This is a genomic window from Sediminicola arcticus, assembly GCF_040566695.1.
Taxonomy (GTDB): Bacteria; Bacteroidota; Bacteroidia; order Flavobacteriales; family Flavobacteriaceae; genus Sediminicola; species Sediminicola arcticus.
Map to the genome: position 1 here is coordinate 738,273 of NZ_JBEXAE010000001.1, position 20,683 is coordinate 758,955.

Consider the following 20,683-nt stretch of genomic DNA (forward strand, 5'->3'; position numbering starts at 1 on the left):
ATAAATAAACTAATTTGAATGTTACATGGAAAATTTCTGGTTCTATCTTCAAATGGGTTTGGCTCATGTTTTAGATCTAAATGCATATGATCATATTCTTTTCCTTTCTGCCTTGGTATTGCTATTTACTTTTAAAGACTGGAAGAAGGTATTGTTGTTAGCAACAGTTTTTACAGTAGCTCATTGTATTTCTTTAGCCTTGTCTGTTTATGGTCTGCTTATCTTGGACACTGCCTTAATTGAGTTTTTAATACCTCTTACCATTTTGTTTACGGCCTTTTATAATCTCTGGCATGCCATAAAAACCTTGGAGAATAGAAACACAAGTATACATTTGATTGCCACGGCATTTTTTGGGTTGATCCACGGATTTGGTTTTTCCAATTACTTTAAAATGTTGATGGCAGAAGAGGAACAAAAACTGACTTCATTACTAGGTTTCGCCACTGGAATAGAACTTTCTCAAGTGTTTATAATCCTTTGTATCTTGTTAGTGTCTTATCTGATTCAATCAGTGGTAAAGATAAAGTCACAATTATTTATTGGAGTAGCCTCCATAGTAATCATCGCTATTGTGATACCAATGTTAGTTGAAACGTTTTCTTGGTAGATTTTCACTAAATATTAACCTTATTACGTTGTCGGAATATTACAAAGAGGGTATATTAGTGTACCTTTGGCACGGTGCGTTCCACTAGGAAAGGGACAACCTTTGGCAATTGATTGTGATCTAATTTTTGGATGGAGAGTAAGAAGCAAAAAAAATATGATACGGCTTACCTAAGGATGGCAAAAGAATGGGGTAAATTGTCCTATTGTAAGCGGAAACAGGTAGGAGCTATCATAGTAAAGGATAGGATGATCATATCTGATGGCTATAACGGGACGCCTACCGGTTTCGAAAATAGCTGTGAGGATGGAGAGGGGTATACCAAATGGTATGTGCTCCACGCAGAAGCTAATGCCATATCTAAAGTTGCTTCCTCAACACAATCCTGCGAGGGCTCTACGTTATATATTACCCTTTCACCTTGCAAGGAGTGTAGTAAGTTAATCCATCAATCTGGCATAAAACGGGTGGTTTTTCAAAATGCCTATAAAGACGATTCAGGATTACAATTTTTGGAGAAGGCCGGGGTGATAGTCACTCATATGCCTATCGAGGAATTCAGTTCGTAATAAGTAACTTATGAAAAGTAAATACAATTATATATGGCCTACGGTTATTGCATTGGCACTTGCAGTTGGGATATTGATTGGCGGAAAGTTACATTTTAATGATTCTCCAGAGAAGCTATTCACTACCAATTCAAAAAAGGACAAACTTAATAGGCTTATAGATTATATAGATTATGAGTATGTAGATGATATCAACACAGATAGTATCGTAGATATTACCGTAAATAACATCTTAGATAAACTAGATCCTCATTCTGTGTACATCCCAAAAGAGGAAATGGAAAAGGTTTCTGAGAGCATGAAAGGAGATTTTGTGGGTATCGGAGTAAATTTTTATATGTACAAAGATACTATTGCCGTAATCCGCACCGTAGAGAATGGACCTAGTTTTTTAAAAGGATTACAACCAGGAGATCGTATTTTGGTGGCAGACAGTGATACTCTTTTTGGAAGAAATATGCCCAACAGTTCTATAGTTAATAAATTGAAAGGAGAAGAAGGTTCTTTAGTTGACTTAAACATATTCCGAAAAAAGGACAATAGAAAGTTCAATGTTAGTATCAAAAGGAATCTGATTCCTATAAAAAGTGTGGAAGCTTATTATATGTTGACTTCGGATATGGGTTATATAAAACTGAACCGTTTTGCCGAATCGTCCTATAAAGAGTTTAAGGCGGCATTAAAAAGTTTACAGAAACAAGGGGCAAGGAAGTTGACCTTAGACCTTAGAGATAATCCCGGAGGATACTTGGGGATAGCAGAGGAGATTGCCGACGAATTTTTACCAGACAAAAAACTAATTTTATTCACTAAGAATAAGAATGGAAAAATTAGCAAGTCTTTCGCTACCAAAAAAGGCGAATTTGAAGATAAACCAGTCTATGTATTAATCAACGAACGTTCAGCGTCGGCAAGTGAAATTATTGCTGGTTCCTTACAGGATAATGATATAGGAACAATAGTAGGACGCCGTTCTTTTGGTAAAGGCCTTGTGCAGCGGGAAATGGATCTAGGGGATGGATCCGCAGTTCGCCTCACCATTTCCAGATACTACACTCCTACAGGAAGGTCTATTCAAAAGGATTATAAAAATGGAAACAAGGACTACTATGAAAAGTTCACAAATAGGTACCACAATGGTGAACTACTTTCTGTAGACAGTATTAAGGTGGCCGATTCCTTGAAATTTACTACCCCAAAAGGGAAAGTAGTCTATGGGGGTGGTGGAATTATTCCAGATGTATTTGTGCCCATAGGTTCCAATGAAATGGAAACTATAGGATCAGTAGAAAGTCTGGGGTTGATATCTCGGTTTGTATTTGAGCACTTGGATGAAGACAGAAACCGGTATTCTTATTTGTCCAAAAATGATTTCGTTTACAATTTTAAGGTAGATGATATATTGTTTGAAAAGTTCATCAAGTACGCCGAAGGGATTCCTGTTATTAGTAATTTAAACTTGGCCTATTACGATCTAGAAGATCAGATCAAATTATATTTAAAGGCTTCCTTAGCAGAGCAACTATATGACCCAAATACGTATTCCAAAATCAAAAGTGAAGGCGATGCCATGTTGCAAAAGGTGAAGGAATTGGACAATCCAAATATCCAAAAAAGCTCTAAAGAATAATAAAAACTACCTATTAGTTTTCATCTACCTTTTTCTGAATTTTTTTTGATGCTATAAAAATCAATAAAAGAACCAGTGCACAAAGGGAGGCTACAATACCAATAATTGCAATGATGCTATCTCCTTGCATTGGATCTTCAAAATTGATCAATGTTACATTGTAGGCAATTAAAGCAATGGCCAAGGTAATAAGGATAATGCTTAGGATTTTGTTCATAATTTTGATGCTTAAATAATATAACCTTCAAATAGTAATTGGTTATATAGGTGTTTAAAACAATTCGTTAATATTGCTGGCAAATAACTTCACTGCAATGGCAAGCAAAATTACGCCAAAAACTTTTCTAATCACACCAAGGCCATTTTTACCCAGTACTTTTTCTATCTTTTTAGATGACTTTAGAACTATATAAACGAAAATTATATTTACGATTACCGCCACTATGATGTTTTCAACATTATATTCAGACCGTAATGAAAGAAGGGTGGTAATGGTTCCCGCCCCGGCAATCAAAGGGAATGCTATAGGAACGATTGAGGCAGTTTCGGGAATATCGTCTTTATATAATGAGATGCCTAAAATCATTTCTATGGCCAAAAAGAAAATAATAAAAGATCCGGCCACGGCAAAAGAATTGACATCTATCCCAATCAATTTTAGGATTTCTTCTCCAATAAACAAGAAGGCAATCATAATGCAGGCGGCCACAATAGACGCCCGTCCCGAATGAAGGTGGCCCACTTTGCTCCGAAGGGATATGATGATGGGAATACTACCTACAATATCTATTACTGCGAATAAAACCATACTGGCGGTAAATATTTCCTTGAAATTAAAATTAAATTGCATTTTAAGCTATTTATTATTTTTGCAAAATTACGTTTTCTAAAGTGCTTTTGGTTGTCCAAATGGAAATTATTCTGTCTCATTTTATGACGAAAGAAGTATCTTTGCTGCTTATTTGTTAATTATGTTCCAATTAGGTAAAACTTTAGTGTCTGAAGAAATCATTGAGAAGGATTTTTTGTGCAATCTGAATGCTTGTAAAGGAGGTTGTTGTGTGGATGGTGAGGCTGGAGCACCATTAGAGGATAAAGAGACCGAGATATTGGTGGATATTTACAGAGATGTTAAGCCATTTTTGAGACAGGAGGGTATTGCTGCTATTGAAGAGCAAGGTGCTTTTATTAGGGGTGAGGACGGAGAATGGGAAACGCCTTTGGTGAACGGCAGCGAGTGTGCTTATGTGATTATTTCCGATGACGGAATCACTAAATGTGGCCTTGAAGAGGCCTATAACCAAGGAGTCACCAAATGGAAAAAACCCGTTTCTTGTCATTTATATCCTGTTCGCATTAAGGAGTACACAGAATTTACAGCGGTGAACTACCATAAATGGGAAATTTGTGATCCGGCCTGTGCCTTGGGAGCTGAACTGCAGGTTCCTATTTATAAGTTTGTAAAAGAGGCGTTAATTAGAAAATTTGGCAATACGTGGTATACAGAGTTGGAAATAGTTGCCAAGGAATACGCTAAATAACGGGAATATTCAGGCTTATCATTGTGCCACGAGAACGATTTTCGTCGTCATATAGATCCAAAATATCAAAGGTAAAAGAATTTTGGTAGCCCTTAGAAAAGTTGGCCAAACGCTCCTTGGTAATTTTGATCCCTACCGACTTTCGTTTGATGATTCTATTTTTTTTAATTCTTTCGGAGCTTTCCCTCCCTATACCGTTATCGGTAATGGTAATGTTGGTAAAGTATATATTTTCTTTTTTCACCCTCAATTCTATGTGCTTTACGCCTTCCTTTCCAGAAAGTCCATGCCACAAGGCATTTTCTAAAAAAGGTTGTAAGATCAAAGAAGGTATTTTAATGGTGTGGGTATCTATATTTTTCTCCACCACCACTTCAAAATTAATCTCATCGTTAAATCTAATGTTTTCGATATTCATGTAGAGTTGAACCGTTTCCAATTCATCTGCCAGTGATATTTCCCTTACACTGGAGGCTTCTAAAATTTTACGGATCAGTTTTGAGAATTTGTTGAGATAGTGTACTGCATTCTTTTTCTCATTATTTATAATATATAATTTTATGGAGTTTAAGGAATTGAATAAAAAATGAGGGTTCATCTGGCTGCGGAGCATAGTTGATTCTAGTGTTAATAATTGTTTCTCATTCTTTAATTGTCGTTGGTAGAAAAGTATATATAGTATACCTCCTAAGAGGGCCAAGGCAAATCCACTAATCAGTAATGTTGTTTGATTTTTTCGCAATTTCAACTTTACAATTTCATTTTCTTTGCCCAATACTTCTATTTGACTATTCTTTTTTTCTGTTTCAGAACGGTAGATCAAATCTGCTACATAACGAATGTTTCTGTCATTCAATGTTTTTCTTTCAATACTTCTTGCTCTTTTGTAATAGTTCAGGGAAGCTTCATGATTTCCTTCTTTAGCACTTAAATCGGATAGGAATATATACGCTTCTTCTAATTCGTTGTTAAAATTGTAGTTTTGGGCAATCTCGAAGCCTTTGAGAAGGTTTTCCTTGGCCATGTCATTTTGCATAAGGTGTATGAGGGTCCACCCAATATTGATATATAACTCTGAAAGGAGTTCCATATTCCCTAATTTTTTAGCAGGTTCAAGAAGGGATTCTAAGATGCGTAATCCTTCATTAAACTTTTCTTGGTGCACATAGATATGCGCTATTCCTAAGTTAGATTTTATATTGATACTACTAGAGCCAATGTTTTTGTTATAGAACAATGCGTTGTTATAGTTAATCAATGCTTCTGATAATTTTCCCTGAGCCTCCAAACTTTCCCCAATATCTTGATAGTTGAGGGCTAAACCCATATTATTTCCAAGTTGCTTTTCTAGTTCTAGCGCTTCCTGAAATTTGGGAATAGAATGTTCCCATTGTTCCAATGTTTTGTAGATGTTACCTATTAAGTTCAGTGATGTGTTGTAATTTTTTTTTATCTCATCTGAAGGGTTTTCTATTTCTTTGGCAAGGAATAAAGCAGATTGGGCATTGTCCAAAGCTGATTGAATGGAGTTCTGTCTTAAATGTGCCAAGCTAAGCATGTTTAAGCTAAACACCTTAATCTCAAGGTTCACTGCTAATTCAGATGCGGATAATGCGGCTGTATGTAGCGTTATTGCCCTTTTAAAAGAGGCTTTTTTTTGGTAAATTGCACCTAATTGGTTTAACGCAAAAGCTTCCCCTAAATGGTATTTTCTTTTTTTGGAAGAATCAATAAAATAGGTTAACACTAAAGTGTCTTGAAGAGCGGGCTTTAATGCCGTTTCTAATGCTTTAATAGTACTGGGTCGCTCTTGTAAAATTGTAGCAATGTTATTTTTATTTTCACCTGTAATTTCCTGAGAGTGGACTGTTGATATTGTTGAAACGGCAAAAAATAACAAGAATGTGTATTTCCTAAAAGGGAGAAATGGTAAAAAATGAAAATTAGTTTTTCTTATCATTGGACAACCTCAAAATGACTCATAACATATCTAGAAAATCTGATTTTTTTTGACGTGAGACAGGAATTTTATGATTGGACTCTAAAACTACATATCCGTCGGTTTTCAGAAATTCCTTTATTTTGTTGAGGTTAACAATATATGAATTGTGAACTCTAAAGAAACATTCTTTTGGTAACATTTCATAGACTTCTTTTAATTTTTTAGTAAGCAATATCTTTTGTCCATCACTTAGAAACAAAGTGGTGTAATTACCATCGGACTCGGCATAAAGCACCTCATTATTTTCAAGAAACAGTAATTTTCCGTCTGTATTGATGGTTATTTTCTTTTGAGTGGCAGTAGAATTTAAATTCATTAATATTTTTTCTAACCTATCGGCACTGTAATGTTTTAGATTAAATTTTTTGACTTTAGCTATAGTTTCACTGAGATCATCACTGTCTACTGGTTTTAATAAATAATCTATAGCCTCATTTTTTAACGCTTTAATAGCGTATTGGTTGTAAGCAGTGGTTATAACTACTGGGAAGTCTCTATTGGTAAGCTTTTTAATAAACTGAAAGCCATCCATGGATGGCATTTCTATATCCAAAAAAAGACAATCAGGAGTATTCTTTTCTAGATATTCCAAGGCTTCAAAAGGATTTGTAAAGGAGGCGATAACCTTAATCTCGCTACTAAAATTAGTAAGTTCCCAAGATAATCCTTGAATGGCTCTTATTTCATCATCTACTATTACTGCTTCTAACATCGGAAATGGATAAACTTAAACTAATTTCTTTTTACTATAAATAGTGCCCATTTCGAAATGGAGATTAGGCTTTTAAAGATTACATGTTAATAATTCTTAAAAATAGGCAATAATTGAAATTAATGCCATTATTGCGAAGGAATTTTCTTTGTTTTTGTCCAAATTTTAATTTAAATAATAAATCCTAAATTGGAACTGCTGATTATACAAAATTGAATGTCATTTATACAAGGGAGCTTCTCAAAGTAGTGTCTAACAACTATATTTGATTTCCTAAGGTATTCTAGAAGTTCTTTTATTAAAGGAAAAGAAGCATTTTTGGTTGGTGAAGTTACATCTGTTTTTTGATTCGTTGTAAAACCATTCAATAGAAAGTAAATGACTGAATTATGCAGAAGTGTTTAATTTTATTTTCCATACTGGTAGTCTTGTTGATCGCTGCGAGTTTAACTGGCATCAATGAAGAAAAGGTAGACTCTCCGTCTGTTGTGATCAAGGATAACAACATAGAAGACTCTTCGAGAGAGAATGTAAAAGAGATTGACAAAATATTGGTCAAAAACTGAAAATTTAAAGCCTAGTTGGCTATTTAGATATTAAAAATTAGTAATTAGTTATTTAGTTAATGAAACTGTCAGGCCACAAGTACGACCCAATGTATTTTGTGTTTATTAAATGAAGGTGCATTTACGGCAATGCCTTACTCAATGGAAATACAAGCTATTGTTAAACCTAGCCAACCTGTTGGTTTTGGAAATCTGCTTGGTTAATAGGTTTCGGGGGAACTACCTAAATCAGCAGAACCATTTAAGGTAATTTTGAATATTACCTATTGAGGGGTCGTAAGGTTTGACAGAATCATTTGAGAATTATTTTAGGAGCAACTTGTGAAAGTTGCTCCTTTTTTTTGGAGTAAACCGAAAGGTCTAATTTTTAATACTTTTTGGTTTATTTTTTCTAAACCATTTTTGTTGAATTGTTACATAGAACGTATTCCAAATCTATTGTTTTGCATAAAGGCAACAAACATCGCTGTCGAGCTTAGATTTCAACATACAGTGTTAAAAACTTTGTGATTTAAATGATGAAACAACCTTTATTTATTGCTTACATTTTTCAATCTTTGTTACTCCCAGAACAGGGGTAAATTTCACCCCTAATACACAAATACTTAAATCAGAAGATATGTCAACAGCAGTAGAGCCCATTTTACAGGAAAATAAGGATAGATTTGTGATCTTCCCCATTCAACACCACGACTTGTGGGAATGGTATAAAAAGTGTGAAGCCTGTTTTTGGACCGCTGAGGAAATAGATCTGCATCAAGATCCTATAGATTGGACAAACAAGCTCAACGATGATGAGCGGTATTTTATAAAGCACATATTGGCATTTTTTGCGGCTTCAGATGGGATTGTAAATGAAAATCTAGCAGAGAATTTTGTGAGTGAGGTACAATATTCTGAAGCTAAGTTTTTTTATGGCTTTCAGATTATGATGGAGAATATCCATTCAGAAACCTACTCACTTTTGATTGACACCTATGTGAAAGACGAGAAAGAAAAAAATCTTCTTTTTAATGCCATAGATAATTTCCCTGCTATTAAGAAAAAGGCAGATTGGGCTTTGAAATGGATTGAATCTCCAAGTTTCGCTGAAAGATTGATTGCATTTGCAGCGGTGGAAGGAATTTTCTTTTCCGGTGCTTTCTGTTCCATTTTTTGGTTAAAGAAAAGGGGGCTTATGCCAGGACTTACCTTTTCCAATGAGCTTATATCTAGGGACGAAGGAATGCATTGTGATTATGCAGTTCACTTGCACAACCACCACTTGGTGAACAAAGTGCCTAAAGAGCGAATTACAGCTATTCTTGTGGACGCCCTTAACATAGAACGTGAGTTTATTACAGAATCGTTGCCTGCAAGTCTAATTGGAATGAACGCCAAGTTGATGACACAATATCTGGAATTTGTTACAGATAGGTTGTTGGTAGAATTGGAATGTGAAAGAGTGTATAACTCCTCTAACCCGTTCGATTTTATGGATATGATATCTCTACAAGGAAAAACTAACTTTTTTGAAAAGAGGGTTTCTGAATACCAAAAAGCAGGAGTTTTAAACAAAGAAAAGGAAGTAGACAATAAGAAATTAAGTTTCGACGCGGATTTCTAATCTAAAAGAATTAGAACCCCTTTGCAAAAGGGGTTTTTAGGCCCTTGGATTAAAATGTTAAAGAAAACTAAAAATTATAAACCCCGACTTTTAGGTCGTTGTAAATCGGTCTCAAAAATCTTTATGCCAAAACAGTTCAACGGTATTGGATAATAAAAGAATAAAAGAAGGACTTGTAAATAATCGTTTCATTTAAAAATTGTAGCACATGTTTGTATTAAAAAGAGATGGCAAAAAAGAACCGATGATGTTCGACAAGATCACGGCCAGAGTTAGAAAATTATGTTATGGCCTTAATGATTTAGTAGACCCAGTAAAGGTAGCTATGAGGGTTATAGAGGGCTTGTATGATGGTGTGTCTACCTCAGAGCTAGATAATCTGGCCGCAGAAATAGCCGCAACCATGACAACAACGCATCCGGATTATGCTAAGTTGGCTGCACGTATCTCTATTTCAAACCTACATAAGAATACCAAAAAGTCATTCTCTGAAACGATGAATGATCTTTACGTATATGTAAACCCAAGAACCGGAAAAAAGGCACCCTTGTTATCGGATGAGGTCCATAAGGTGATTGAGGAAAATGCAGAAATTTTGGATTCTACAATAATATATAACCGTGATTTTGGCTACGATTATTTCGGTTTTAAAACATTGGAACGCTCATATCTTTTAAAGCTTAATGGTAAAATTGCTGAACGCCCGCAACACATGCTGATGCGTGTGTCTATAGGCATTCACTTGAATGATTTGGAGTCTGCTATAGAGACCTACGAGTTGATGTCCAAAAAGTTCTTTACCCATGCAACGCCTACCCTATTCAACGCAGGGATGCCAAAGCCACAAATGTCCTCTTGTTTTTTACTGGCTATGAAGGACGATAGTATTGATGGTATTTATGACACATTAAAACAAACCGCCAAAATTTCCCAATCTGCTGGGGGCATTGGCTTATCTATTCATAATGTTAGGGCCACCGGGTCTTATATCGCAGGAACCAACGGAACCTCTAATGGAATTGTTCCTATGCTACAGGTATTTAATGATACCGCTAGATATGTAGATCAAGGTGGAGGAAAACGCAAAGGTAGTTTCGCTATTTATGTAGAACCATGGCATGCGGATATCTTTGAATTTTTGGACCTTAAAAAAAATCATGGTAAAGAAGAAATGCGCGCAAGGGATCTTTTTTATGCCATGTGGATTCCAGATTTGTTCATGAAAAGAGTAGAAGCAAATGAAGAATGGACCTTAATGTGTCCTAATGAGTGTCCAAATTTGTTTAATACCCATAGCGAGGAATTTGAAGCTCTTTATTTGAAATATGAAGCAGCTGGGAAGGGAAGAAAAACTATTAAGGCTCGTGAACTTTGGGAGAAAATATTGGAATCCCAAATAGAAACAGGTACACCTTATATGTTATATAAGGATGCTGCCAATAGAAAGAGCAACCAGAAAAATTTAGGAACTATACGTTCTTCCAACCTATGTACGGAGATCATGGAATACACATCTCCAGATGAGGTGGCCGTATGTAACTTGGCATCTATTGCATTACCTATGTTTGTGAAAAACGGGGAGTTTGATCACAAGGAACTTTTTCGCATTACCAAGAGGGTTACTAAAAATCTAAATAGAGTAATTGATAGAAATTATTACCCTATCAAGGAAGCGGAAAATTCCAATATGCGCCATAGGCCTATAGGTTTGGGAGTGCAAGGTTTAGCAGATGCCTTTATTATGCTTCGTTTGCCATTTACAAGTGAGGAAGCCAAAAAGTTAAACCAAGAAATTTTTGAAACCCTTTACTTTGCGGCGGTAACGGCGTCTATGGAACAAGCTATAGTGGAAGGGCCATATTCTTCCTATGAAGGTTCGCCAATGTCCAAAGGTGAATTCCAATATAATTTATGGGGTATTAAAGACGAGGAATTGTCTGGCAGATGGGATTGGGCAAAGCTTCGAAAAGAAGTTAAGAAAAACGGAGTTCGCAATTCATTATTAGTGGCTCCAATGCCAACAGCCTCAACTTCCCAAATATTAGGAAATAATGAATGTTTTGAGCCTTACACATCCAATATTTATACCAGAAGAGTATTATCAGGAGAGTTTATTGTTGTAAATAAGCACTTGTTAGAAGACTTAGTGGGACTTGGTCTTTGGAACGAAAATTTGAAACAAGAATTGATGAGAGCCAATGGTTCTGTTCAGCATATAGACGGTATTCCGGAGGATATTAAGGAATTGTATAAGACCGTATGGGAGTTAAGTATGAAGGACATAATTGATATGTCTAGACATAGAGGATATTTCATCGATCAGAGTCAATCTTTAAATCTATTCTTGGAGAACGCTAATTATGCAAAACTTACTTCGATGCATTTTTATGCATGGAAAAGTGGGTTAAAGACTGGAATGTATTACTTGAGAACAAAAGCAGCTGTAGACGCCATTAAATTTACTTTGGACAATAGTAAAAAACAAGAGGTGCCTACTGCAGAGACTGCAGAGACGGTTGAGTCAGAAGTGTTAAGCACTGCAACAGCAAAAGCAGAAGGTAAGACTGCAGTAGAAGTGGCCGCAATTCCAGTACAACAAGATGCCGATGTTAAACCCATGAGTGCAGCGGAAATGAAGGCGTTGATTGCTCAGGCTAAGGCAAGTGAAGGAGATGACGATTGCTTAATGTGTGGATCTTAATTATTTTTTAGTTCGGCGTAATCATGCCAGCTTAGAAGCCTAAGCATTACATATAATACCTCGAGGTAATTGGCCAAAAATGGTCTTCCTCGAGGTTTTTTTTTAGTTTACGCATTTGCAATTTAAAATAATGGGGGAACTATTTGTTTTTTAAAATGCCATGATAGACGAGCTTGGCGCCTACCAGTAGTATTGCGTAAAACCCAAGTATGAATATATAGTATTCCATAATAACCAATTAGATGACTACAGCTATACATAACTTACTAAAATAAATTTTAAACATCTATAAAACAGTGTTTTAATAATTTTCAATTTCAATGATGTCTACTTTTTGGCAATCCGTTACCCCAAGAAAAGTAAAAGCCCTTCCTTTTGTAGTTTATACAATTGGAAGGGCTTCAATATTAAACGGTATTTTCTATTTACAATAGACTCATCTTTAGATGGACCATGCTTTGCCGTCTGTAAGCTCCTGAAGATCTCCACAGCCTATATATTCCCCTGGAACAGGTAAGTATTCCAAGACCTCTTCTGCAACGTATTCGGAGCTTTTATAGGCCCATATAGTCATGCCTCTAAGATTATTGGCGAATGCAAATCTGCTAACACCTTCATCCAATTTATCAGTTTCTCCATTTTCAATTGCCCCTTGGTAGGAGTTTATGACTTCGAAGTTCTCTATTTCCTGTTCTTTTGTAACTTTTAAAGCGTTTGATAATACCGGTTCTAAATCTTCGGCCGTGAGATCTGCCAAAGTTTCTTTACCCGAATCCTTTAAAGCTTTATCTAGGAAATTGCTCATAGACATTTTAAAGAAATCCTGCTGTTTCTGTTCCATGACTTCGTTAGCAAATTTATCTATAAACATATGAACGTTTACTTCCGATGCCGAAGGGGTGTCCGTTTTTGGAAGGATGATATCCACCAAATTCATTAAAGCAGCCCCTTGCTCTTTGGTTAAAAAGTCTGGGGTCCATTCCATGGCAGGTGTATCCTTACAACTTTGCACGAGACTTACCAATGTGGGGACGGCCACTACGTATCCTAAAGAAAGACCTATGTTTTTGAGTGCTATTCTTCTATCCATTATATATTTCCTTTTTTAAGTTCTTGGGCGGCATGGTTGGCAGCTCTTGCCGTAAACGCCATATAAGTTAAAGACGGGTTGACACAACTGGCAGAGGTCATAAAGGCACCGTCCGTTACGTAAACATTGGGGACAGCGTGTATTTGATTGTTCCCGTTTAATACTGAAGTTTTTGGATCACGACCCATTCGGGCAGTTCCCATTTCATGAATCCCCAGACCTAATGCGCCAGGATTATCAAATCCTTTTACATCTCTAAGGCCTGCTTGTTCTAACATTTCAATGGCTTGGGTTTTTATATCCTCACGCATTTTCCATTCGTTTTCTTTGAACTCAGCATCAAATGTAACAGTTGGTAAGCCCCAAGAATCCAATCTCTCATAGTCAAGTGTCATTCTATTTTCTTGATAGGGCAATACTTCACCAAAGCCCATAATACCCATTGTCCATCCCCCAGGTTTTAATATTTTATCTTTTAAATCCTTCCCGAAAGATAATTCAGCGATAGTTTCCTCCCAGTTATCGCGACTAGCACCACCTTGGTACCCATAGCCACGGATAAATTCCTTTTGGTCACTTGAGCCGCCTAAATTTCTAAATCGTGGGATATAAACACCATTAGGTTTTCTTCCTTTATAATACTTGTCTTCAAAGCCATCAAATTTACCATTAGCGCCAACCCCAAGATGGTGGTCCATAATGTTCCTACCCAGCTGATCGGAGTCGTTACCCATACCATTAGGGAATCTTTCAGATTTTGATTGTAACAAAATGGCTGAAGAGGCCATGGACGAAGCACAAAGGAATATTACTTTGGCATTAAATACGAATTCCTCCTTAGTTAGTGTATCTATTACTTTAACTCCCGAGGCTTTACCTGTTTTAGGATCGTAGATTACTTCAGAAACAATGGAGTCAGGTCTCAATGTTAAGTTTCCTGTTCTTTCAGCAGCGGGTAATGTAGATGAGTTACTACTGAAATAGGCCCCAAAAGGACAACCTCTAATGCAACGGTTTCTAAATTGGCATTTACTTCTTCCTTCAAATTCCTTATTACCTGTAATATGCGCCACTCTGCCTGCGGTTACTACACGGCCATCAAAGTTTGCTGATACTTTTTCTCTAAATACCTGTTCTACACAATTCAATTCCATCATGGGCAAAAATTGTCCATCAGGCAGTTGTTTTAAACCAAGATTTTCTCCACTTACTCCAATGTAGGATTCTACTTTGTCGTACCAAGGGGCAATATCTTTATATCTAACAGGCCAATCTACAGCTATTCCATCTCTTTTATTGGCTTCAAAATCAATATCACTCCAACGGTAACTATGACGGCCCCACATAATGGAGCGTCCACCTACATGATAGCCACGCATCCAATCGAATCGTTTTGTTTCATTGTATGGATTTTCCAAGTCATTTACAAACCATTCATTGTGCTGCGCTTTGGTGGTGTATCCAGTCCTAGCTTGTTTCAGTTGCTTTGCTTGTTCTTCTCTGGTCAGATTTCCATTATTGGGAAAATCCCAGTCGTCCATATTGGCTTTTTTGTAATCCTCAATATGCGTAATCATTCTACCGCGCTCGAGAATCAACGTTTTGAGTCCGTTCTCACATAACTCTTTGGCGGCCCATCCTCCGCTAATCCCAGTACCAACAACTATTGCATCGTAGTTATCTTGTTCTTCGTTGTAATAAAATTTACCCATCTATTGAATTGTTTATTTCCTAAATTTATTAAATATAAAATTAATTTTCTACATTTAAACGCCAATTTTATTGACATACTCTTACTACAACGTTGTAGTAGGGGTTAACCTCAGAAAACAAAATAATCAACTAAAACCATGAAAATAAACACATTAAAAATTGTCGTCCTTATGGGATTGGCATTTTCTTTTACAGGAATATATTCTTGTAAAGAGGCAAAAAAAACGGAAACAGAACCCACAGAGATTTCTTCAGAAATGAAAAAAGAGGCAGAGCCTTTTTTTCAACTATCTCTTGCCCAATGGTCCATGCATAAAATGGTTATTGATCAAGATGTAGATCCTTACACTTTTGCTGAAAAAGCTAAGGGATGGGGCTTCACCGGACTGGAGTACGTAAGTGGATTATATTATAAGGAGTTGGAAAAGTCTAATTTTTCCAAAGAAGCCATGGCTATATTTGTTGAAAAATGTAATGCTGAAAGCGCCAAGTATGGGATGAGAAATGTCCTTATTATGATAGATGGGCAAGGAGATTTGGCCACCACCGATGCGAAGGATCGTAAAAAAGCAGTTGAAAATCATTATAAATGGGTAGATGCGGCGGCTGCCATGGGATGTCATTCCATTAGAGTCAATTTGGCTGGAAGCCAAAATCCGGAGGAGTGGGTTTCAAATTCTGTGGACGGTTTAAAGCAATTGGCAACCTATGCCAAGGAAAAAAATGTAAATATAATTGTTGAGAACCATGGAGGACTATCTTCTAATGCATCTAAATTGGTGGAAGTAATGAAAGCCGTGAACATGGAAAATTGTGGTACGCTTCCAGATTTTGGCAACTTCTGTGTAAAGAGAAAAGATGGTTCCTATTACAACGGTGAATGTATAGAAGAATATGATATGTACCAAGGAGTTATGGAACTTATGCCTTATGCTAAAGGGGTAAGTGCCAAGTCGTACAATTTTAATGATGTAGGAAACGAAACCAGAATAGACTATTCTAAAATGTTGAAGATTATAGAAGATGCTGGGTATACTGGCTTTATTGGGGTAGAATATGAAGGGGACGAGCTAAGTGAAGAAGCTGGTATTTTGGCTACCAAGGAATTATTGTTGAACGCATCTAATACGTTGGAATAATCCAATACTAAAACATGCAGAGCCTTTTCAATCAATTATTTGATTATAATTTTTATTGCAACAAAAAATTAATAGAGCAATGCAATAAAATAGAAATAATTCCACAAAGGAGTTTGGAGCTGTTTAGCCATATTTTAGATACCCATCATATTTGGAACCATAGAATACTGAAAAAATCACCTGAATTTGGAGTAATGCAATTACATCCATTAAAAGATTGGACAGATATTCATTATGAAAACCAGAGAAGCTCTTTCGAAATTATCACCAATGCCGATGATTTTGAATTGCGTTTGGATTATGAAAATTCGGAAGACCGACTTTTTACTAATACCTTGAAGGATATGCTTTTCCATATCATCAATCATTCCACACACCACAGAGCACAGATTTCTGTAGATTTTAGAACCAATGGAATTGAACCGCTCAATTTAGATTATATATTATATAAACGATAAACATACCAAACCTCTTATGAACACAAAAATAAAAATACAACTATCCATCATGATGTTCCTCGAATTTTTTATCTGGGGTGGATGGTTTGTTACCCTTGGCACCTTTTTAGGAAATAATTTAAAGGCTACAGGTGCAGAATCGGCCATGGCTTTTTCTACCCAATCTTGGGGCGCAATTATAGCACCTTTTATTATAGGACTTATTGCAGACCGATATTTCAATGCTGAAAAAATATTGGGAATTTTACATTTGGCAGGTGCTGTGCTTATGTATCAGATGTATATGTCAGTAGATTTTGCAGAATTTTATCCCTATGTATTTGGATATATGATCCTGTACATGCCCACCTTGGCTTTGGTCAATTCCATATCCTTTAATCAGATGAAAAATCCAGCAAAAGAATTTTCATTTGTGCGCGTTTTCGGCACCATAGGGTGGATTGCTGCTGGTTTAATTATAAGTTACGTGTTCTTATGGGATTCCGCTGCAGGTAGGGAGGCAGGTTTGTTGAAGAATACCTTCTTAATGGTAGCTATAGCTTCTGCATGTTTAGGAGTTTTTAGTTTTATGTTGCCTAAGACTCCACCAAAAGTGGGAAAAGAAGAAAAAATAAGTATTTCGGCAATCTTAGGATTGGACGCTTTAAAATTATTAAAGGACAGGAATTTTTTAGTTTTCTTTATTTCGTCTATTTTGATTTGTATTCCTTTGGCTTTTTACTATCAAAACGCCAATCCATTTTTATCTGAAATTGGGATGGACAACCCCACAGGAAAAATGACTATTGGCCAGGTATCAGAAGTATTGTTTATGTTGTTGCTTCCTTATTTCTTTAAGAAGTTTGGTTTTAAGAAAACACTTATTGCAGGTATGTTGGCCTGGACTATAAGGTATCTATTGTTTGCATACGGTAATGCTGGTGACCTTGCCTTTATGCTCATCATAGGTATTGCCCTTCACGGTATCTGTTATGACTTTTTCTTTGTTTCTGGACAAATCTATACAGATAGTAAGGCTGGGATTAAGTATAAAAGTGCGGCACAAGGATTAATCACTCTGGCTACCTATGGCGTAGGGATGCTTATAGGTTTCAAGATAGCAGGAATAATAACCGATACCTATATGACAGCTGATGGTTTGCATGTTTGGAACAACATTTGGACATTCCCCGCTATATTTGCATTTGGGGTTATGATTTTATTCGTCATATTTTTTAAAAATGAAGAAGTAGAATACAAGGAATAGCTATTAATAATTAGAAGATTGATTATGAGCAAGAAAATAAGACTAGGTATTTTAGGGGGTGGCGGAGATTCACTAATAGGAGTATTGCATAGGATTGCCTCCTTTATGAATGATAATTATGAAATTGTTGGTGCTGTCTTTAATCCTGACCACAATGATAGTTTAGCATTTGCCAAGGAAATAGGATTACCAACTAATAGGATTTACAAGGACTTTGATGCCTTGGTGGAAGAGGAAATTAAGCTTCCTAAAGAGGAAAGAATTCAGGTATGCTCCATATTAACACCTAACTTTTTGCATTTCCCAATGGCTAAAAAACTGTTGGAAAATGGGTTCAATGTCATTTGTGAAAAACCCATGACAACGACCTATGAGGAGGCTGTGATTTTGCAGGCAGCCTTAGAAAAGGCAAAAACCGTATTTGCGGTAACACATACCTATACTGGGTATCCCATGGTACGCCAAATGCGTGAAATGGTAAAAGCAGGTGCATTAGGGAAAGTTCAAAAGGTAGATGTGCAGTATTACCAAGGTTGGATAAACCCTATTATACATGATAAGGAAAAACGATCCACTACCTGGCGTTTGAATCCTGAAAAAGCGGGTATTAGTTGTTGTATGGGTGATATTGGGGTGCATGCCTTTAATATGGTAGAATATACAACCGGCCTTCAAGTAGATACTATTTTGGCCGATCTAAATTACCTGTATGAGGATAACAAGATGGATATTGACGGTACCGTTCTTATTCGTTTAAGAGGGGGTGTCAAAGGAGTCATTCGTTCCAGCCAGATTGCAACTGGAGAAGAAAACAGGCTAACCGTCGCCATTTATGGTGATAAAGGTGGACTTAGATGGGAACAGGAAAATCCCAATCTCTTGTATGTTCTTTCTGATGATAAACCATTACAGGTCTACAAACCAGGTCATGCCTACAACTCTAAATTGTCATTGGATGGGACCAAGTTGCCCCCAGGACACCCCGAAGGGATCTTCGATGCTATGGCTAATATTTATTTGGGAGTTGCAAAAGCCGTTCGTGGAGAAGCTTATAACTCAGGGGAATTCCCTACCATGATGGACGGGGTTAGAGGACTTAATTTTATAGAAAGCACGGTTGCTTCCCATCAACAAGGGAATACTTGGATAACTTTGAAATAGGAGTACTATTCATTTTGAATATATATCTAAAAAGAGCCGCTACTAGTGGCTCTTTTTAGATTAAAATACTTTTTCAAAATATTCGCAGACTATAATCATGCTCTCATTGGGTTTGCGTTCAAATTCTTTTAATTCCCTCTGGAAAAATTCCCAATATACCCTCTGCCAATCTGCTAAACCACCATCACCTTGACCTTCCATTTTAGCATGTTCGGCCGTAATACTAAAGAAAGGCATCATTCTTACGGAGGTAGTTCTTACAATACACTTGGCTTTGCCATCTACATCAGTCAAAACTGTAAAATCACCTCTTTTTGGTAAAGCTTTCTTTTGCTGTTGCAATCCTAAAAGTGAATACGAGGTTGCCTTTTTTACGCCGGAAATAACAAGTTCTAGATTGTGATTGGCATCTTTTTCATTGTCGAAAAAATGATAAACTTTAGGGGTGTGCTCAAAAGCAAATTCTAGATGGGCATTTAAAAAATCGCCCCACATGTTTTCAGCAGAATGGTTCTTCATTGTTGATTTTAATTATTTCGCTTTTGACTTACTGACTTATTATTGAAAAAATAAGAAGTTCTGTCAAGTATATTTAATAGCACTAAAGTTAGTGTTCTAATTACAGTTTACTAGAGTGTGCTAAAATTCTCATGCTATTTCTAAATAGGCTTCATTATTTTCAATTCATTGGCTATAACGTTTTCAACCCTTTCCACAGTATGATTCAACACTATATTTTCTTTTAATTCTATTGTAATCCCTATATTTATGATCTGCTGTGGAATTAGTAAGGAGAATGCTTCCAACTCTAAATATAGGGTTTAATTCTTATAATTTCAGAGGTCAAATTAAATAGAGATGATAACATACAATAGATTAGTATAATGAAGACAATTAAAGGACCGGCAGTTTTTCTTGCCCAGTTTGTAGATAGTAAGGCTCCATTTAATACATTGGATGGGATGTGCAAATGGGCAGCTGATTTAGGCTACAAAGGAATTCAGATCCCTACTTGGGAGCACTTTTTGATAGATTTGGACAAGGCGGCTGATAGTCAGACTTATTGTGATGAATTAAAGGGGAAAATAAATTCTTATGGATTGGAAATTACGGAGTTGTCCACTCATTTACAGGGACAACTTGTGGCTGTAAATCCAGCTTACGACCTTATGTTCGATAATTTTGCACCTGATAAAGTAAAGAATAACCCTAAGGCTAGAACTGAATGGGCCGTTGATACCGTTAAAAAAGCTGCCACTGCTAGTAGAAGATTGGGACTTAATGTGCATGCTACATTTTCAGGCGCCCTGCTATGGCACACTATGCATCCCTGGCCACAAAGACCAGCGGGACTTGTAGAAATGGGTTTTGAGGAACTTGCAAAAAGATGGTTGCCAATTCTAAATCATTTTGATAAGGAAGGCGTAGATGTGTGTTATGAAATACATCCAGGGGAAGACCTACATGATGGAGATACTTTTGAGCGTTTTCTTGCAGCCACTGGCAATCATAAAAGAGTGAACATCCTATACGATCCAAGTCATTTTGTACTGCAACAATTGGATTATATTACCTATATAGATCACTATCACGAATTCATAAAATCTTTTCATGTAAAGGATTCTGAATTTAATCCAACAGGAAAAAAAGGTGCTTTTGGTGGCTATAACGATTGGGGTGATAGGGCTGGAAGGTATCGTTCCCTAGGTGACGGACAAATAGATTTTAAATCGATATTTTCAAAATTGACCCAATACGGATGTGATGTTTGGGCGGTTATGGAATGGGAATGCTGTATCAAAAGTCCGGAACAAGGTGCAAGGGAAGGCGCAAAATTTATACAAGACCACATTATTGAGGCTACAGAGAAAACCTTTGATGATTTTGCTGGGGCAGAAATAGACAAGGCAACGCTTAAAAAAATACTTGGAATCTAATT

19 protein-coding genes are annotated in these 20,683 nt (G+C 36.5%); 12 read left to right on the forward strand and 7 right to left on the reverse strand.

Annotated features, from left to right (window positions below; translation table 11 throughout):
* Positions 1-25: 25 nt before the first annotated feature.
* From ABXZ36_RS03285 to ABXZ36_RS03295, 3 genes are all read left to right on the forward strand, one after another.
* Positions 26-610, forward strand: coding sequence for a HupE/UreJ family protein (locus ABXZ36_RS03285; RefSeq protein ID WP_354614040.1), 585 nt, complete (start codon positions 26-28; stop codon positions 608-610).
* A 131-nt stretch (positions 611-741) separates the two neighbouring features.
* Positions 742-1,179: a deoxycytidylate deaminase gene (locus ABXZ36_RS03290; RefSeq protein WP_354614041.1), complete on the forward strand. Its 438-nt coding sequence runs from the start codon at positions 742-744 to the stop codon at positions 1,177-1,179.
* 10 nt (positions 1,180-1,189) lie between these two features.
* Positions 1,190-2,809, forward strand: coding sequence for a S41 family peptidase (locus ABXZ36_RS03295; RefSeq protein WP_354614042.1), 1,620 nt, complete (start codon positions 1,190-1,192; stop codon positions 2,807-2,809).
* A gap of 13 nt (positions 2,810-2,822) precedes the next feature.
* Here ABXZ36_RS03295 and ABXZ36_RS03300 read toward each other — a convergent pair whose 3' ends face one another.
* Positions 2,823-3,026, reverse strand: a complete 204-nt coding sequence (locus ABXZ36_RS03300; RefSeq protein WP_354614043.1) for a hypothetical protein — start codon at positions 3,024-3,026, stop codon at positions 2,823-2,825.
* 54 nt (positions 3,027-3,080) lie between these two features.
* Complete coding sequence (locus tag ABXZ36_RS03305; protein WP_354614044.1) at positions 3,081-3,659, reverse strand: MarC family protein; 579 nt, start codon at positions 3,657-3,659, stop codon at positions 3,081-3,083.
* A gap of 121 nt (positions 3,660-3,780) precedes the next feature.
* Between ABXZ36_RS03305 and ABXZ36_RS03310 the strand changes: the two genes are divergently transcribed.
* A complete protein-coding gene (locus ABXZ36_RS03310; RefSeq protein ID WP_354614045.1) occupies positions 3,781-4,350 on the forward strand; it encodes a DUF3109 family protein in 570 nt (189 codons plus the stop codon).
* On the opposite strand, the gene ABXZ36_RS03315 is transcribed toward ABXZ36_RS03310, so the two are convergent.
* Positions 4,343-6,250 carry a tetratricopeptide repeat-containing sensor histidine kinase gene (locus tag ABXZ36_RS03315; RefSeq protein WP_354614046.1) on the reverse strand — a complete coding sequence of 636 codons (1,908 nt, stop codon included), beginning with the start codon at positions 6,248-6,250 and terminating at the stop codon, positions 4,343-4,345. The genes ABXZ36_RS03310 and ABXZ36_RS03315 overlap by 8 nt on opposite strands.
* 79 nt (positions 6,251-6,329) lie before the next feature.
* Positions 6,330-7,064: a LytR/AlgR family response regulator transcription factor gene (locus ABXZ36_RS03320; protein WP_354614047.1), complete on the reverse strand. Its 735-nt coding sequence runs from the start codon at positions 7,062-7,064 to the stop codon at positions 6,330-6,332.
* 389 nt (positions 7,065-7,453) lie between these two features.
* Here ABXZ36_RS03320 and ABXZ36_RS03325 point away from each other — a divergent pair, with 389 nt between their 5' ends.
* The 3 genes from ABXZ36_RS03325 (at position 7,454) to ABXZ36_RS03335 (ending at position 11,937) form a co-directional block, all read left to right on the forward strand.
* Positions 7,454-7,630, forward strand: coding sequence for a hypothetical protein (locus tag ABXZ36_RS03325; RefSeq protein WP_354614048.1), 177 nt, complete (start codon positions 7,454-7,456; stop codon positions 7,628-7,630).
* Between the two features lie 619 nt (positions 7,631-8,249).
* Positions 8,250-9,236 carry a ribonucleotide-diphosphate reductase subunit beta gene (locus ABXZ36_RS03330; protein ID WP_354614049.1) on the forward strand — a complete coding sequence of 329 codons (987 nt, stop codon included), beginning with the start codon at positions 8,250-8,252 and terminating at the stop codon, positions 9,234-9,236.
* A gap of 208 nt (positions 9,237-9,444) precedes the next feature.
* Complete coding sequence (locus ABXZ36_RS03335) at positions 9,445-11,937, forward strand: ribonucleoside-diphosphate reductase subunit alpha (RefSeq protein WP_354614050.1); 2,493 nt, start codon at positions 9,445-9,447, stop codon at positions 11,935-11,937.
* A gap of 442 nt (positions 11,938-12,379) precedes the next feature.
* Here ABXZ36_RS03335 and ABXZ36_RS03340 read toward each other — a convergent pair whose 3' ends face one another.
* Together ABXZ36_RS03340 and ABXZ36_RS03345 are read right to left on the reverse strand one after the other, a co-directional pair.
* A complete protein-coding gene (locus ABXZ36_RS03340) occupies positions 12,380-13,027 on the reverse strand; it encodes a gluconate 2-dehydrogenase subunit 3 family protein (protein ID WP_354614051.1) in 648 nt (215 codons plus the stop codon).
* Positions 13,027-14,739: a GMC oxidoreductase gene (locus tag ABXZ36_RS03345; protein WP_354614053.1), complete on the reverse strand. Its 1,713-nt coding sequence runs from the start codon at positions 14,737-14,739 to the stop codon at positions 13,027-13,029. The genes ABXZ36_RS03340 and ABXZ36_RS03345 overlap by 1 nt, the downstream gene beginning before the upstream one ends.
* A 138-nt stretch (positions 14,740-14,877) precedes the next feature.
* Here ABXZ36_RS03345 and ABXZ36_RS03350 point away from each other — a divergent pair, with 138 nt between their 5' ends.
* Genes ABXZ36_RS03350 through ABXZ36_RS03365 form a run of 4 tightly spaced genes read left to right on the forward strand, consistent with a single transcriptional unit; the run spans position 14,878 to position 18,744 of the window.
* Positions 14,878-15,879, forward strand: coding sequence for a sugar phosphate isomerase/epimerase family protein (locus ABXZ36_RS03350; protein ID WP_354614054.1), 1,002 nt, complete (start codon positions 14,878-14,880; stop codon positions 15,877-15,879).
* Between the two features lie 14 nt (positions 15,880-15,893).
* Positions 15,894-16,337 (forward strand): DinB family protein, encoded by a 444-nt coding sequence (locus ABXZ36_RS03355; protein WP_354614055.1) that lies wholly within the window; start codon positions 15,894-15,896, stop codon positions 16,335-16,337.
* A 16-nt stretch (positions 16,338-16,353) separates the two neighbouring features.
* Positions 16,354-17,583 carry an MFS transporter gene (locus tag ABXZ36_RS03360; protein ID WP_354614056.1) on the forward strand — a complete coding sequence of 410 codons (1,230 nt, stop codon included), beginning with the start codon at positions 16,354-16,356 and terminating at the stop codon, positions 17,581-17,583.
* A gap of 24 nt (positions 17,584-17,607) precedes the next feature.
* A complete protein-coding gene (locus ABXZ36_RS03365) occupies positions 17,608-18,744 on the forward strand; it encodes a Gfo/Idh/MocA family protein (RefSeq protein WP_354614057.1) in 1,137 nt (378 codons plus the stop codon).
* A gap of 60 nt (positions 18,745-18,804) precedes the next feature.
* Here ABXZ36_RS03365 and ABXZ36_RS03370 read toward each other — a convergent pair whose 3' ends face one another.
* Positions 18,805-19,263, reverse strand: a complete 459-nt coding sequence (locus ABXZ36_RS03370; protein ID WP_354614058.1) for an ASCH domain-containing protein — start codon at positions 19,261-19,263, stop codon at positions 18,805-18,807.
* A gap of 365 nt (positions 19,264-19,628) precedes the next feature.
* On the opposite strand from ABXZ36_RS03370, the gene ABXZ36_RS03375 reads away from it, so the two are divergent.
* The gene (locus ABXZ36_RS03375; protein WP_354614059.1) at positions 19,629-20,681 is read left to right on the forward strand and encodes a sugar phosphate isomerase/epimerase family protein; all 1,053 of its coding nucleotides are present in this window, start codon (positions 19,629-19,631) and stop codon (positions 20,679-20,681) included.
* Positions 20,682-20,683 lie beyond the last annotated feature (2 nt).

Excerpts from the sequence above, each read along its gene's own strand:
- ABXZ36_RS03295 (WP_354614042.1), top strand. The coding sequence starts at position 1,190 with ATGAAAAGTAAATACAATTATATATGGCCTACGGTTATTGCATTGGCA.
- ABXZ36_RS03360 (WP_354614056.1), top strand. The coding sequence starts at position 16,354 with ATGAACACAAAAATAAAAATACAACTATCCATCATGATGTTCCTCGAA.
- ABXZ36_RS03375 (WP_354614059.1), top strand. The coding sequence starts at position 19,629 with ATGAAGACAATTAAAGGACCGGCAGTTTTTCTTGCCCAGTTTGTAGAT.
- ABXZ36_RS03335 (WP_354614050.1), top strand. The coding sequence starts at position 9,445 with ATGTTTGTATTAAAAAGAGATGGCAAAAAAGAACCGATGATGTTCGAC.
- ABXZ36_RS03330 (WP_354614049.1), top strand. The coding sequence starts at position 8,250 with ATGTCAACAGCAGTAGAGCCCATTTTACAGGAAAATAAGGATAGATTT.
- ABXZ36_RS03325 (WP_354614048.1), top strand. The coding sequence starts at position 7,454 with ATGCAGAAGTGTTTAATTTTATTTTCCATACTGGTAGTCTTGTTGATC.
- ABXZ36_RS03310 (WP_354614045.1), top strand. The coding sequence starts at position 3,781 with ATGTTCCAATTAGGTAAAACTTTAGTGTCTGAAGAAATCATTGAGAAG.
- ABXZ36_RS03355 (WP_354614055.1), top strand. The coding sequence starts at position 15,894 with ATGCAGAGCCTTTTCAATCAATTATTTGATTATAATTTTTATTGCAAC.
- ABXZ36_RS03340 (WP_354614051.1), bottom strand. The coding sequence starts at position 13,027 with ATGGATAGAAGAATAGCACTCAAAAACATAGGTCTTTCTTTAGGATAC.
- ABXZ36_RS03350 (WP_354614054.1), top strand. The coding sequence starts at position 14,878 with ATGAAAATAAACACATTAAAAATTGTCGTCCTTATGGGATTGGCATTT.
- ABXZ36_RS03370 (WP_354614058.1), bottom strand. The coding sequence starts at position 19,263 with ATGAAGAACCATTCTGCTGAAAACATGTGGGGCGATTTTTTAAATGCC.
- ABXZ36_RS03345 (WP_354614053.1), bottom strand. The coding sequence starts at position 14,739 with ATGGGTAAATTTTATTACAACGAAGAACAAGATAACTACGATGCAATA.
- ABXZ36_RS03320 (WP_354614047.1), bottom strand. The coding sequence starts at position 7,064 with ATGTTAGAAGCAGTAATAGTAGATGATGAAATAAGAGCCATTCAAGGA.
- ABXZ36_RS03365 (WP_354614057.1), top strand. The coding sequence starts at position 17,608 with ATGAGCAAGAAAATAAGACTAGGTATTTTAGGGGGTGGCGGAGATTCA.
- ABXZ36_RS03285 (WP_354614040.1), top strand. The coding sequence starts at position 26 with ATGGAAAATTTCTGGTTCTATCTTCAAATGGGTTTGGCTCATGTTTTA.
- ABXZ36_RS03290 (WP_354614041.1), top strand. The coding sequence starts at position 742 with ATGGAGAGTAAGAAGCAAAAAAAATATGATACGGCTTACCTAAGGATG.
- ABXZ36_RS03305 (WP_354614044.1), bottom strand. The coding sequence starts at position 3,659 with ATGCAATTTAATTTTAATTTCAAGGAAATATTTACCGCCAGTATGGTT.
- ABXZ36_RS03300 (WP_354614043.1), bottom strand. The coding sequence starts at position 3,026 with ATGAACAAAATCCTAAGCATTATCCTTATTACCTTGGCCATTGCTTTA.